The sequence below is a fragment of the Streptomyces sp. NPDC002817 genome, from assembly GCF_053592055.1.
In genome coordinates this window covers 103,027-116,559 of the sequence record NZ_JBSFUY010000021.1, presented here as the reverse complement: position 1 = coordinate 116,559, position 13,533 = coordinate 103,027, and the positions used below count along the sequence as shown (strand labels likewise).

Here is a 13,533-nt window from a genome sequence, read left to right as displayed (position 1 = left end):
GAGTCCCGCTCTGGGAAAATCAGCGGCATGGGGGAGTCGGAGTCGGACGGCACGACGGGATCGGACCCGGGGCAAGAACAGTCGAACAGACCTTTCCTGACCGCGGTCACGGCATTCGGGAGCGCTGTCGCCCTGGCTTTCACGAGTGTCTTCTTCGGGTGGCTGCCGAATCCGTGGGAGGGGGACGACGGGGCCGAGCCCGGACTGGAGGCTCTTTCCCTGTCGGTGGAGGACGAGGTGCGGGTTCCCGCCGTCCTGAAGGCCGGGGAACGGAAACTGCCGGGCCGGACCACCACCCTGGGTACTCCGATCCTGCTCACCCTGCGCAACAGGGGCGATCTGACCGCCGTGATCACTGACTTCCGGTTCACGGTCAAACGGGTTTTCCAGGCGTCCGATCCGTGCAGACCGGAACTCCCGCCCACAGGGGGTGGTGTCAGTGTCACGGGCAGCTTCGATGTGACCTTGCCCGATGAAGGCAGTGAGCTGCTTGTCCGGCCTTTCGAGGTCCTGCCCGGTAAGTCCGAGGCCGTTCGATTCGTACTCGGTGAGCATGAAAAGAATCCCCACTACGAAAAGGAGCAAGGGGCGACACGTGCCTATGTCGTGGAGGTCTCCTATCGCGAAGGGACGGATGAGTCCTTCCGTGACGCAGGGACCGTGGCGTTCTTGTCGCCACCCGAAGCGTCCGGGCTGTTGCTCCAGTTCGCACTGAAGTCTCCGAAGCTCCGGAAATCAGACCTTGATTGCACAGGGAAGGTTCAGCGGGATCTCGTGCGGGCCGTCGAGGAGTCGGATCGCCATGGGCGCGACGTGGATACCTACTTGAACTTCCTCAAGACCATCAAGTGACGTCCGGGCCGACCGGCGACCGGGTAAGAGCTCTACGTGAACCCCCAGCAGGCCCTGCCGGCCTTCTGGATCTTGTGTGTAGCGTCCAGCCTTGTGTCGAGCGGCGGTCGTGCAACTTCCGTTCTACGCGCGAAGATTCGGCGCCCGCACCGCCTCCCGCTCCCCCCACTCCTGGAGGTTCACCGCATGCTCGGCCTCGGCAAGTCCCCCCGCAGATTCACCACCGCCGTCACCGTGTTCGGCCTGCTCGCCACCGGCGCCGCAGTCCAGGCTTCCACCGCCGGCCCGGCGGCCGCCGCCACCACGCACCGCGTCCTGTTCGACAACGCGCACGCCGAGACGGCCGGCAACGCCGACTGGATCGTCTCCACCAGCCAGCCCGACCCGACCGGTGAGGACTCCTCGCCCTCCGACGAGACGGACTGGACGGGCGCGCTGTCCTCCTGGGGTGTGGCGCTTCAGCAGAGCGGCGACTACTCGCTGGACACCCTGCCGTCGGGCGCCGGCCTCACCTACGGCGGCTCCTCGGCGACCGATCTGTCGAACTTCGACACGCTGGTCCTGCCGGAGCCCAACACACTGTTCACGACCGCCGAGAAGACGGCGATCATGAACTTCGTGAAGAACGGCGGCGGCCTGTTCATGATCTCCGACCACACCGGCGCCGACCGCAACAACGACGGCGAGGACGCGGTCGAGATCCTCAACGACCTGATGACCGCCAACAGCGTCGACTCCACCGACCCGTTCGGCTTCTCCATCGACTCGCTCAGCATCAGCTCCGGCTACCCCGCGGCGATCAGTGACAGCACCAACCCGGTGCTGCACGGCTCGTTCGGCACCGTCACCAAGAGCCTGATCGCCAGCGGTACGACGGCCACCCTGAAGCCCGCGGACAACTCGGCCGTCAAGGGGCTTCTCTATCGCAGTGGTTACTCCGGCAACACCGGAGCCTTCTTCGCCACCAGCACCTTCGGCAGTGGAAAGGTCGCCTTCTGGGGCGACAGCTCCCCGATCGACGACGGCACCGGCCAGTCCGGCAACACGCTCTACGACGGCTGGAACGACACCGGCGCCACCAACGCGGCGCTCGCGCTGAACGCCACCGAGTGGCTGTCCTCGTGACACCGACCCGCTGAGCCCGCACAAGGGGGATGGCGGGTGCGGTCCCGGAAGCCGTTCCGGGGCCGCACCCGCCATCGACTCACTCAGGACACATCGCGCCGGACCTCATGTGCAGCCGTCACCAGGTTCTCCAGCGACGCACGTACCTCGGGCCAGTCGCGGGTCTTCAGACCGCAGTCGGGGTTCGCCCACAGCCGTTCGGCCGGCAGGGCCTCAAGTCCCTTGCGGAGCAGGGCCGCGGCCTCCGCCGCACTCGGCACCCGCGGCGAATGGATGTCGTACACCCCCGGGCCCGCCTCGCGCGGATAGCCGTGCGCGGCCAGCTCACCGGCCACCTGCATGTGCGAGCGGGCCGCCTCCAGACTGATGACATCGGCGTCGAGGTCGTCGATCGCCCCGACGATGTCACCGAACTCCGCGTAGCACATATGGGTGTGGATCTGCGTCTCGGACCGTACGCCCGCCGTGGTGAGCCGGAACGCCTCGGTGGCCCAGGCCAGATAGGCCGGCCGGTCGGCGGTCCGCAGTGGCAGGGTCTCGCGCAACGCCGGCTCGTCGACCTGGATGACCGAAGTGCCGGACGACTCAAGGTCGTTCACCTCGTCGCGCAGGGCGAGGGCGACCTGGCGAGCGGTTTCGCCGCGGGGCTGGTCGTCGCGGACGAACGACCAGGCGAGCATGGTGACCGGACCGGTGAGCATGCCCTTGACCGGGCGGTCGGTGAGGGACTGGGCGTACGCCGTCCAGCGCACCGTCATCGGTTCGGGGCGCGAGATGTCGCCGGCGAGGATCGGCGGCCGGACGTACCGGGTGCCGTAGGACTGGACCCAGCCGTGCCGGGTGGCGAGGTAGCCGGTGAGCTGTTCGGCGAAGTACTGGACCATGTCGTTGCGTTCGGGCTCGCCGTGCACGAGGACGTCGATGCCGGTCTTCTCCTGGAAGGAGATCACCTCGCGGATCTCCGCCTCGATGCGCTTGTCGTACGCCGCCGTGTCGATGCGTCCGGCCTTCAGGTCGGCGCGTGCCGTGCGCAGTTCGCCGGTCTGAGGGAAGGAGCCGATGGTTGTCGTGGGCAGCGGCGGGAGCTTCAGGTGGGCGCGCTGGGCCAGGGCACGCTCGGCGTACGGCTGTGGGCGGCGGGCGTCGGCATCGGTGACGGCGGCCGTCCGGGCGCGCACGGCGTCGTCGTGGGTGATGGGGGAGGCCGCTCGGGAGGCCAGGTCCGCGCGGTTCGCGGCGAGTTCGGCGGCGATGGTGTCGGTGCCGCGGGCCAGGCCGTGTGCCAGTGTGACGATCTCGGACGTCTTCTGCCGGGCGAAGGCGAGCCAGCGGGCGATCTGCGGGGCGATGTCGCGTTCGGCCGTGACGTCGAGCGGGACGTGGAGCAGGGAGCAGGAAGCGGCCACGTCGACCCGGTCGGCGAGGCCGAGCAGGGTGCCCAGCGTGGACAGTGACTTCTCCAGATCGTTGATCCAGATATTGCGCCCGTCGACCACCCCGGCCACCAGCCGCTTGCCCGGCAGTCCGCCCACGGCGGCGAGGTCGTCGAGGTTGGCGGCGGCCGGGCCCGTGAAGTCCAGGGCGAGCCCGTCGACAGGTGCCTTGGCCAGAACGGGCAGGGCCTGTCCGAGGCGGTCGAAGTACGAGGCCACGAGCAGCTTCGGCCGGTCGGTCGGAGTGCCGAGTTCACGGTAGGCGCGGGCGGCGGCGCCGAGTTCCGCCGGAGTGCGGTCCTGGACGAGCGCGGGCTCGTCCAGTTGCACCCACTCGGCGCCGGCGGCCCGCAGAACCGACAGGACGTCGGCGTACACGGGCAGCAGCCGGTCCAGCAGCGTCAGCGGGTCGAAGTCGGCGGCGACCCCGGGGGCGGGCTTGGCCAGCAGCAGATAGGTGACCGGGCCGACCAGGACAGGCCGGGCGGCCAGACCGAGCGCGAGGGCTTCCCGTACCTCGGCGACCTGCTTCGAGGCATCCGCGGCGAAGACGGTGTCCGGCCCCAACTCGGGGACGAGGTGGTGGTAGTTGGTGTCGAACCACTTCGTCATCTCCAGCGGCGCGGTGTCCCGGCCGCCGCGGGCCATGGCGAAATAGCCGTCCAGTGCGTCCGCCGCGACGGCGTCGCGGTGGCGGGTGGGGATGGCGCCGACCATGACGGTGGTGTCCAGGACGTGGTCGTAGTACGAGAAGGCGCCGGTCGGCACCTCGTGGAGGCCGGCGTCTGCCAGCTCTCGCCAGTTCGAACGGCGCAGTTCGGTGGCGGTCCGGTGGAGCGCGTCGGCGGTGACGCGGCCCTTCCAGTAGCCCTCGATCGCCTTCTTCAGTTCCCGGTTCGGGCCCTGGCGCGGGTAGCCGTACACGGTGGCGTGCGCTGCCGCGGCTGCGGACTCGGTGGTCACGGAACTCTCCTTCGCGAGCTGTTCTCGTAGCACGACCCCGGCGACGGGGGAGAACGCGAAGGGAAAACGGCACTCCGGGCGGCCGCACGAAAACCTGTGCCCGCCTTGAGTGTTCGCCGACCCGCCCACGAGGTCACCGGGATCTCCGGGTACGAGTCGGTCGTACCCGGGCAGTGGCAGGTCTTCGGACTCGCGGGCACACCTCGTGATGTACGAGGCACCTAATGGCCGTCGCTTCCCAGACCCGCTTGCCGGGTCCAGTGCGTGTGACGGCGGTCGTTCCCGCTCACCGCTGCGGGGCAGTCCCGGATTCCCACCGGGTTCCCTCTTACGACGCTCCTGCCTGGCGGACAGGGCGAACCAGCTGCGTGCTCAGCCTATACACGAGGACGGGGGCGCCGCCGGTGAGTTCATCGGCGGCGCCCCCCGTCGTCGGTTCAGGAGATGCGGTGCACGAGCTGGGTGGTCAGCTCGTAACGGGCCCCTACGACGGCCAGTTCACCGGCGGCCACCTTCGCGGCGAGGTCGGGCTCCGCGGCGATGCGGGAGCGGATGGCCCGGACGTTGGCGTCGATGGTCGCGTCGACGCGGGCGTCGCCGTCCTTGGTGCGGTCTATGTTCGGTCGTATCTGGTCGGCCAGGTACTGGATGTGGGCCGGCAGCTGCGCACCGGAGACGTCGGTCTCGACGGCGGCCTTCACGGCGCCGCAGGACTGGTGCCCCAGGACCAGCACCAGCGGTATGTCGAGTTCCAGCACTCCGTACGCGACACTGCCGAGCACGGCCTCGTCCAGCACCTCACCGCCGCTGCGCACCGTCATCAGATCGCCGAGGCCCTGGTCGAAGACGAGCTCCGGGGGCACCCGGGAGTCGATGCACCCGAGGACGAGGGCGAAGGGATGCTGCCCCGTCGCCAGGGCCTGACGGACGGCGGGTGATTCGTCGGGGTGCCGCTCGCGGTAGGTGCGCCAGCGCAGATTGCCCGCCGCCAGTTCCCGCAGCGCCTCGTCGGGAGTGCCGGGTCGAGGACGCGTGCCGGTGGGGGTCGCCGACGCGGGGGTCGCGCCGAGCGTGAGGCCGGCGCCGAGAGCCGCGGCACCGGTGAGCCCGGCGCGCAGGAGTGCGCGGCGCCCGGCTCTGTGGGGAGTGTCTTGAGAGTTCACGGCGACGAACGTATGACCGAGTCCGGCACCGGTCTGTCGCGTTGCCAAACCATGGTGAAGCGCGGGGAAAGCGTGACGTGATCTTGGGTGGATCTTGGTCTTTCCTGGTGCCGTCCTTGGTGCGGCGGCCTCGGCAACTGCCTTGCTGTGCACTGCATTTGAGACAACCTGGCTCGAGAGAAGGTTCAGACCTGATCCCTGGAGAGCCCTTTCCGCAGGCTGTGTGGGAGGCGTCGCGGACGCCGGAGCGTGTGAATGAGTCAGGGCGGGAATCGGCCTTGTTCGTCCCGTTGATAGTTCAACGTGGGCGCTGCGAGAATCCCCGTCCCGACCCCGTTGTGACAATTCGCATCACGCGAATTTCTGATTCACAAATCCCCCACGAAGTCCGCACAGAGCGTGGCTCTGGCCTGCCTCCGCGCAAAGCAGCGAAGAAGGTGCATTGTGTCACGGCACTCCATGCCGTTCGGCGCGCCGCCGCCGTACTCCGAAACTCCCCAAGAATCCACGGAGCGGCCGACGGTGGCGCACGATCCCGCCTACCGGACACTCCGCCGCGCCCACCGGCAGTTCGGAGTGCGGGCCACGGCCGTCGCCGTCGGCGGATTCCTGGTGTACGTCCTGCTGTCCGGCTTCGTCCCCGCACTGATGAACCGCACCCTCGGCGGCCACCTCACCCTGGGACTGGCTCTGGGGCTCGGGCAGTTCGTGCTGATGGGCGTCATCGTGTGGCGCTACCTCGTGCACCACCGCACCCACGTCACACCCGTCGTCCGAGGTCTGCGCAGGCTCGCCCACCACCAGGAGGCCGCAGGGCGAGCGCGAGTGAGCGCCGCTCCCCGAGAGGGGGACCGCCGCCGATGGTGACGACCGGTGCCGCTGTCGTGGACCGCTTCAGCCTGCAACTGACGCTCGTGCTCTTCCTGTCCGTGGTCGTGGTCACCCTCTTCACCGCGCTGCTGACCGCACCGCAGGGCGACGAGATCAGCGAGTTCTACCTCGGCAACCGCATGATGTCGCCGCTGCGCAACGGGCTGGCCATGTGCGGCGACTACCTGTCGGCCGCGACCCTGCTGGGCAGCACCGGGCTGGTCGCCCTGACCGGCTACGACGGGCTGCTGTATCTGTGCGGCACCGCCGTCGCCTGGATGATGGTCCTGCTGCTCATCGCCGAACCCCTGCGCAACGCCGGCAGGTTCACCCTGGGCGACACCCTGGCGTACCGCCTGCCCCGCATGCAGCGCCCGGTACGCCTTGCCCTGGCCGTCTGCACCCTCGTCATCGCCACCCTCTATCTGGTCGCCCAACTCGTCGGCAGTGTCGCGCTGTTGACCCAGTTCACCGGCGAGCCCAGCGCCACCACCCGCACCCTGTGCGTGGTGGTCATCGGCACCATCGTCATCGTGTACGCCGCCATCGGCGGCATGCCCGGCGCCACGTTCATCCAGGTCGTCAAGGCCGTGATGCTCATCTGCGGGGTCACCGTGACCGCCGTGATGGTGCTGCACCGCTTCGACTGGAACTTCGACGCCCTGCTGGCCGCCGCCGCGGACAACAGCGGTCAGGGCCAGCGGTTCCTCGAACCCGGGCTGCGCTACGGCGGCAGCACCACCAGCAAACTGGACTTCTTCAGCCTCCAGTTGGCCATCGTGCTCGGCCTCGCCGCGCTTCCGCACGTGATGATGCGGCTCCTCGCCCCGAAGCAGGTCAGCGTTCTGCGCTCCTCGGTGGTGTGGGCCATGGGCCTGGTCAGCCTCGTCTGTCTGGCCGCGGGCATCCTCGGCCTGGGCGCCACCGCCGTCGTGGGGCGCGACACCATCGCGCAGACCGACCGCAAGGGTGACGCCGCCGTACTGCTGCTGGCCCAGGACCTCGGCGGCGGCATCCTGACCGCCCTGCTGTCCTGTCTGGCCTTCGTCACCCTCCTCGCCGTCGCCGCGGGCCTCACCCTGGCCGCGGCCTCCTCCCTCGCCCACGACCTCTACGGCGAGGTGATCCGCAAGGGCCGGGCGAAGGAGACCGAGGAACTGGCCGTGGCCCGTCTCGCGGCGGCCGTCATCGGTGTCCTCGGCATGCTGCTCGCGCTGATCTCCTGGGGTGCGAACACGGCGACACTGGCATTCCTCGCCTTCGCGATCGCTGCCTCCGCCCTCTTGCCGACACTCGTCTACACCCTGTTCTGGCGGCGGTTCACGGCTCAGGGCGCCCTGCTCAGCCTCTGCGGCGGCCTGTTGAGCTCCGTCCTGCTCGTGGTCTTCTCGCCGGTGGTTTCCTCGACTCCCTCCTCGCTCTACCCGTCCGCCGATTTCGCCCTGTTTCCCCTGCAGAATCCCGGCATTGTCTCCATTCCGGCCGGATTCCTCCTCGGTTGGCTGGGCTCGGTGTTGAGCAGGCCGCAATCGCCCGAAAGTTATGAGGACTTCGAGGTCCGCACCCTCGTCGGAGCGGACCAGGAGTGAACTCGACCATGGCATGGGGAATTTGTGGAGTTTTTGTTCATCGTTGATCAGGGCTTGCGGCGACAACTCCCGTACAGTAACTAGGTGAATCATGAAATTGTTCAGCCGTGACACTTCGTTCCGCCGCACGGAGCACACCGTCATGCCCCAGCCCCCCACCATGTCAACGGCTGCCGGCACCGCGCTCCTCCCGGACCCGGCGCTGGCGCCCCTGACCGGCGAATGGGTCATCGACCCCGCCCACAGCAGGATCGGCTTCTCCGTACGGCACGCGATGGTGACCACGGTCCGCGGAGCCTTCCCGGAGTACCAGAGCCGCCTGTACTTCGACGGTCGCGATCCGTCCCGCTCACAGGCGGAGATCGTGCTGTCGACCGGCAGCGTCGACACCGGCGTGGAACAGCGCGACGCCCACCTCGTGGGCCGTGACTTCCTCGACGCCCGCAACTACCCGCGCATGCGCTTCGCGAGCACCGCCGTGGAGATGGTTGGCAACGATGTCTACCGCATGACCGGCGACCTCACCATCAAGGCCGCCAGCCGCCTTGTGGTCCTGGAGCTCACCTACATAGGCTATGTCACCGACCCCTTCGGCTACCAGCGGGCCGGTTTCGACGGCACCACCACCATCAACCGCTCCGAATGGGGCCTGAACTACAACTCCAAACTGGCCGAGGGCGGCGCCATGGTGAGCGAGAAGGTCCGCCTCCAGTTCGACATCGCGGCGATCCGCACCGCGCCCGTCGGCTGACCCGCCCCGGCTCAGCGGGCAGTGACGTTGTCGAACAGCCGTGGCCAGAAGGCGACTACCGCTGTTCCAGCCGGACGATCACGCTCTTCGACGTCGGCGTGTTGCTGATGTCCGCGACGCTGTCGAGCGGCACCAGCACATTGGTCTCCGGGTAGTACGCGGCGGCCGAACCCCGGGGAGTGGGGTAGGCGACGACACGGAAGGCGTCCGCGCGGCGCTCCGATCCGTCGGACCAGACGCTGACCAGATCGACGAGGCTGCCGTCCGGCAGATCGAGGTCGGCGAGGTCGGCGGAGTTCACGAGGACGACGCGGCGGCCGCCCTTGATGCCCCGGTAGCGGTCGTCCATCGCGTAGGGAACGGTGTTCCACTGGTCGTGCGAGCGCAGGGTCTGCAGGATCAGATGGCCCTTCGGGGCCCGGAGCATCGTGAAGTCGTTGACGCTGAAGACGGCCTTCCCGCCGGGCGTCCGGAAAACCCTGTCGTTGACCGGGTTGGGCAGCCGGAAGCCGCCGGGGCGCCGGACCCGCTCGTCGAAGTCCTCGAAGCCTTCGACGACTCGGGAGATGCGGTCGCGGACGAGGCCGTAGTCGGCCTCGAAGTCCTCCCAGGGGATCTCGGGTGCGGAGCCCAGGACCTTGCGGGCGAGGCGGCTGATGATGGCGACCTCGCTCAGCAGCCGCGCGGACGCGGGGGCGAGCCGGCCGCGGGTGGCGTGGACCTCGCTCATGGAGTCCTCGACCGTCATGAACTGCTCCCCGCCTGCCTGGACGTCCCGGTCGCTGCGGCCGAGCGTCGGCAGGATGAGCGCCGTGCGTCCGCACACCGTGTGGGAGCGGTTGAGCTTCGTCGAGATGTGCGCGGTCAGACGGCAGTTGCGCATGGCGCGCTCGGTGACGTCGCTGTCGGGCGTGGCCCGCACGAAGTTGCCCGCGACACCGAGGAAGACCTTGGCCCGTCCGTCGAGCATGGCCCGGATGGAGTCGACGGAGTCCAGACCGTGCGCCGTCGGCGCGGTGAAGCCGAACTCGTCGCCCAGCCGGTCCAGGAACGACTGGGGCATGCGCTCCCAGATGCCCATCGTGCGGTCGCCCTGCACGTTGCTGTGCCCGCGGACCGGACACACCCCCGCGCCCGGGCGGCCGATGTTGCCCCGCAGCAGAAGGAAGTTGACCACCTCCCTGATGGTGGGCACACCGTGCTTGTGCTGCGTCAGGCCCATGGCCCAGCAGACGATGACGCCACGGCTCTCCAGGACCCGTGCGTGCACCTGCTCGATCTCGTCCTGGCTCAGCCCCGTGGCCTCCAGGACCTCGTCCCACGACGTCGTGGCCCGCAGATGCTCGGCGAAGGCCTCGTAGCCGGTGGTGTGCGCGTCGATGAACTCCCGGTCCAGGACGGTGCCCGGCTCCTTGTCCTCGGCCTCGATCAGCATCAGGTTCAGCGCCTGGAAGAGGGCCAGGTCACCACCGGGCCGGATCTGCAGGAACTGGTCGGCGATGGCCGTGCCCCGGCCGACGATGCCGCGCGCCTTCTGGGGGTTCTTGAAGCGCATGAGCCCGGCCTCGGGCAGCGGATTGACGGCGACGACACTGCCACCGCGGCGCTTGGTCTCCTCCAGCGCGGACAGCATCCGCGGATGGTTGGTGCCGGGGTTCTGGCCTACGACGAAGACGAGGTCGGCGTTGTACAGGTCGTCGAGCGTGACGCTGCCCTTGCCGATGCCCAGGGTCTCGTTGAGCGCTGAGCCGCTGGACTCGTGGCACATGTTGGAGCAGTCCGGCAGGTTGTTGGTGCCGAAGGCCCGGGCGAACAGCTGGAGCAGGAACGCCGGCTCGTTCGCCAGCCGCCCGGAGGTGTAGAACAGCGCCTCGTCCGGGTGGTCCAGGGCGCGCAGCTCATGGGCGAGCAGCTCCAGCGCTTCGTCCCAGCCGATGGGCTCGTAGTGGGACGCGCCCTCGCGCAGCACCATCGGCTCGGTCAGCCGCCCCTGCTGGTTGAGCCAGTAGTCCGACCTACGGCTCAGCTCGTCGACGGAGTACCGCTGGAAGAACTCGGCGGTCACCCGCTGGGAGGTGGCCTCGTCACTGATGTGCTTGGCGCCGTTCTCGCAGTACTCGTTGAGGTGCCGCTTGCCCGGCGCGGGCTCCGGCCAGGCACAGCCCGGGCAGTCGATGCCCTTCGCCTGGTTGATGGTGAGCAGGGTGAGCGCGGTGCGCTTCGGCGAGGTCTGGCCCAGCGCGTACTGCAGGGCGTGCACGACCCCTGGAGCGCCCGCGGCCCAGGTCTTGGGAGCCGTCACCGACAGCTCGCTCTCGTCCGGTTCGCCGATGTCCCGCATCGAGCACCACGCCCTCTCCCAGCTGTTCGCCCCCTCACTCTTCGTCAGCGCATCGGTCCAGGTCAAAGCGGTAGTTGTTATCGCGTGATAGGCCGCACCGATCACACCGGCGCAGCCGTCGGCCCCGGATCCCCGCAAGCGGTGGATCATTGAGGGGTGCTGCTCCGTCAACTCGAGTACCTCGTCGCCCTCGCCCGGGTCCGCCACTTCGCCAAGGCGGCGCAGGCCTGCTACGTCTCCCAGCCGGCCCTGTCCGAGGGCATCCGGAAGCTGGAGGAGGAGCTCGGCATCCCCCTGGTCCAGCGGGGACGCCGGTTCGACGGGCTCACCCCGGAGGGCGAGCGGGTCGTCCTGTGGGCCCAGCGGATCCTCGCCGACCGGGACGCCATGGAGAACGAGATCCAGGCACTGCGGGCCGGCCTCAGCGGCCGTCTGCGCATCGGGACCGTGCCCACGGCCTCCACGGCGGTGGGGCTGCTGACCCAGCCGTTCTGCGCCGCCAACCCGCTGGCGACCGTCCAGGTCTTCGCCGACCTGCGGGCCGAGGACATCGTGAACCGGCTTCGCGCATACGAACTCGACGCCGCCGTGACCTACCAGAGCTCGGTCGCGGACCACGACCTCAAGTTCGTCCCGCTGTACCGGGAACGCCACGTTCTCTTGACCCAGCGGTCCGCCCCCGACACCGGCCCCGTGGACATCTCCTGGGAGGAGGCGGCCCAGTACCCCCTGTGCCTGCTGGACCCGATGATGCAGGGGCGTCAGATCCTCGACGCGGTGTTCGCGACCGTCGGCGTCTCCGTGACCCCGCGCGTGGAGACCGACTCGATCGCCTCCCTGTTCGCCCAGGTCAGGGCCGGACAATGGGCGAGCATCGTCCCGTACGCCTGGCTCCACGTCTTCGGCGTCCCCGCGGGCATGCACGCCGTCCCGCTGGTCCGACCCGTCCGATCCGAACAGATCGGCCTGGTGCTGCCGGCCCGCGAGCCCGTCTCCGTGATCGGACAGGCGCTGATGGATGTGGTGGAGCGGTCCGGGATCTCGGCGGCGCTGGAGCGGCTGCCCGAGTAGCCGGCGGGGCGGGCCGGCCACCGGCCGGGCTCAGAAGGTGAGCGCCACGCGCCCTGGCAGACCGCCCGCCGCCGGCAGGCGGTGCGCTTCGGAGGCCCGCCGGTCGGCAGGACCTGCGCGATCGGCGGGGTGAGCCGGTCTGCCTCGGTCGATTGGCGGAGGGCGGTCGCGTCGGGTGTCCCGCGCGTACCGCGGCACGAACGGGCTCCGGATCGCGATGCCGCGTTCCCCCCGGAATCCGTCGGGGGATCTCGATGCCGTGTCTCCCCGGAATCCGTCGGGAGATCGCGATGCCGCGTCCCCTCGGAACCAGTCGGCCCTGGCGAGCCGACCGGCCTGGATGCCGACCGCACCGGCCGTGCCCGCCGGGACGCGGACCTCCACGCCTGCCGGGACGACCAGGTGCTCCTCGTGGGCCCGGGCGTTCCGGAGTCGACCGCCCCTGTCATCGCGCGGTCGTCGACATCGAGACCGGTGCGACTTCCTGGCCGATCTCCGAGGGTGGGGCGGCCGACGGGCTTCCCTGTCCGATGGGCACGCACGTGCCGACCGGCAGGCGTGGGGGACGGCCGGGTCGTCGGTCAGTCGGCGGGGCGGGTCTCCCACGCCGCCTCGGGGTCCAGTGGCATGCCGGGCCGGTCCCGCTTGAACGCCTCTGCCTGCTCCTCGACTCTCGGCAGCGCATGGTCGGGGGCGCCGAATCCGCGGAACAGGGTCACGCAGTACTCACGGGCCAGGAAGGTCGCGTCCCACTGTCCGTCGGGCTTGACCCACTGGTAGGTGTGGTTGTGGAGGTTGAGGAACTGCAGGGTGGCCAGCCGCGGTGGCAGCGCGCGGAAGGTGCCCTGGCCGACGGCCTCCGCCAGCAGCCCCGAGATGAGTTCCTCGAACTCGGAGCGCTGGCCCAGCAGGGTCTTCAACTCGGCACCGCTGAGACTTCGGTAATCGTGCTCGTAGACCCAGATGTGGTCGAGCCTGCGGAAGATGATCGTCAGCAGCGACTCCGACAGCAGCCGCAGGCGTACCAGCGGGTCCACGTCGAGTTCGGCGATCTGCCGGGTGCGGGACAGCAGCGGTCCCATCACCCGCGCCTGGATCTCGACGAGAAGGTTCTCCTTGGAGCCGATGTAGTAGTACAGGGCGCCCTTGGCGAGCCCGACCGCCCGGCCCAGGTCGTTGATGGAGGTGGCCGCGTATCCCTGCTGGGCGAACAGTTCCGCCGCGACGTCGATGATCTTCTGGCGTCTGACCTCGAAGCCCGGTCCGTGGCCCGGCGGTCGTGGCATGTGTTCTCTCCCCGCTTGACGTGACGACGTATCGATCGAAACGGACTCCCGGGACCACGTCGGACGGCTTCGCGCACATCCGGGGGAAG

General features: G+C 69.2%; 10 protein-coding genes and 1 riboswitch. Of the genes, 6 read left to right on the top strand and 4 right to left on the bottom strand.

The features are described from left to right. Nucleotides 1–27 precede the first annotated feature (27 nt). Together ACWD3I_RS32115 and ACWD3I_RS32110 are read left to right on the top strand one after the other, a co-directional pair. Entirely contained in the window at nucleotides 28–852 is an 825-nt protein-coding gene (locus tag ACWD3I_RS32115; protein WP_365412978.1) for a hypothetical protein, read from the top strand. Between the two features lie 186 nt (nucleotides 853–1,038). Then, the gene (locus ACWD3I_RS32110) at nucleotides 1,039–1,977 is read left to right on the top strand and encodes a hydrolase (protein ID WP_451084234.1); all 939 of its coding nucleotides are present in this window, start codon (nucleotides 1,039–1,041) and stop codon (nucleotides 1,975–1,977) included. A gap of 83 nt (nucleotides 1,978–2,060) precedes the next feature. Here the strand turns inward: ACWD3I_RS32110 and metE are convergent, their stop codons facing one another. Together metE and ACWD3I_RS32100 are read right to left on the bottom strand one after the other, a co-directional pair. Then, entirely contained in the window at nucleotides 2,061–4,373 is a 2,313-nt protein-coding gene (gene metE, locus ACWD3I_RS32105; RefSeq protein ID WP_365407482.1) for a 5-methyltetrahydropteroyltriglutamate--homocysteine S-methyltransferase, read from the bottom strand. A 158-nt stretch (nucleotides 4,374–4,531) separates the two neighbouring features. Next, nucleotides 4,532–4,754: riboswitch (cobalamin riboswitch) on the bottom strand. Nucleotides 4,755–4,810: 56 nt separating this feature from the next. Beyond that, nucleotides 4,811–5,536, bottom strand: coding sequence for a carbonic anhydrase (locus ACWD3I_RS32100; RefSeq protein ID WP_365407479.1), 726 nt, complete (start codon nucleotides 5,534–5,536; stop codon nucleotides 4,811–4,813). A gap of 522 nt (nucleotides 5,537–6,058) precedes the next feature. Between ACWD3I_RS32100 and ACWD3I_RS32095 the strand changes: the two genes are divergently transcribed. The 3 genes from ACWD3I_RS32095 (at nucleotide 6,059) to ACWD3I_RS32085 (ending at nucleotide 8,746) form a co-directional block, all read left to right on the top strand. Further along, nucleotides 6,059–6,403 carry a DUF485 domain-containing protein gene (locus tag ACWD3I_RS32095; RefSeq protein ID WP_365407476.1) on the top strand — a complete coding sequence of 115 codons (345 nt, stop codon included), beginning with the start codon at nucleotides 6,059–6,061 and terminating at the stop codon, nucleotides 6,401–6,403. Next, nucleotides 6,397–7,995 (top strand): sodium/solute symporter, encoded by a 1,599-nt coding sequence (locus ACWD3I_RS32090; protein WP_365407473.1) that lies wholly within the window; start codon nucleotides 6,397–6,399, stop codon nucleotides 7,993–7,995. The genes ACWD3I_RS32095 and ACWD3I_RS32090 overlap by 7 nt, the downstream gene beginning before the upstream one ends. Before the next feature lie 91 nt (nucleotides 7,996–8,086). Continuing rightward, nucleotides 8,087–8,746 (top strand): YceI family protein, encoded by a 660-nt coding sequence (locus ACWD3I_RS32085; RefSeq protein ID WP_365407470.1) that lies wholly within the window; start codon nucleotides 8,087–8,089, stop codon nucleotides 8,744–8,746. Nucleotides 8,747–8,801: 55 nt separating this feature from the next. Here ACWD3I_RS32085 and ACWD3I_RS32080 read toward each other — a convergent pair whose 3' ends face one another. Then, on the bottom strand, nucleotides 8,802–11,087 hold the full coding sequence (locus tag ACWD3I_RS32080) for an FdhF/YdeP family oxidoreductase (RefSeq protein ID WP_365407488.1): 2,286 nt from the start codon (nucleotides 11,085–11,087) through the stop codon (nucleotides 8,802–8,804). Nucleotides 11,088–11,243: 156 nt separating this feature from the next. Here ACWD3I_RS32080 and ACWD3I_RS32075 point away from each other — a divergent pair, with 156 nt between their 5' ends. Then, the gene (locus tag ACWD3I_RS32075; RefSeq protein ID WP_365407467.1) at nucleotides 11,244–12,158 is read left to right on the top strand and encodes a LysR family transcriptional regulator; all 915 of its coding nucleotides are present in this window, start codon (nucleotides 11,244–11,246) and stop codon (nucleotides 12,156–12,158) included. Nucleotides 12,159–12,739: 581 nt separating this feature from the next. On the opposite strand, the gene ACWD3I_RS32070 is transcribed toward ACWD3I_RS32075, so the two are convergent. Next, nucleotides 12,740–13,444, bottom strand: coding sequence for a TetR/AcrR family transcriptional regulator (locus tag ACWD3I_RS32070; protein WP_365407465.1), 705 nt, complete (start codon nucleotides 13,442–13,444; stop codon nucleotides 12,740–12,742). Nucleotides 13,445–13,533: the final 89 nt, after the last annotated feature.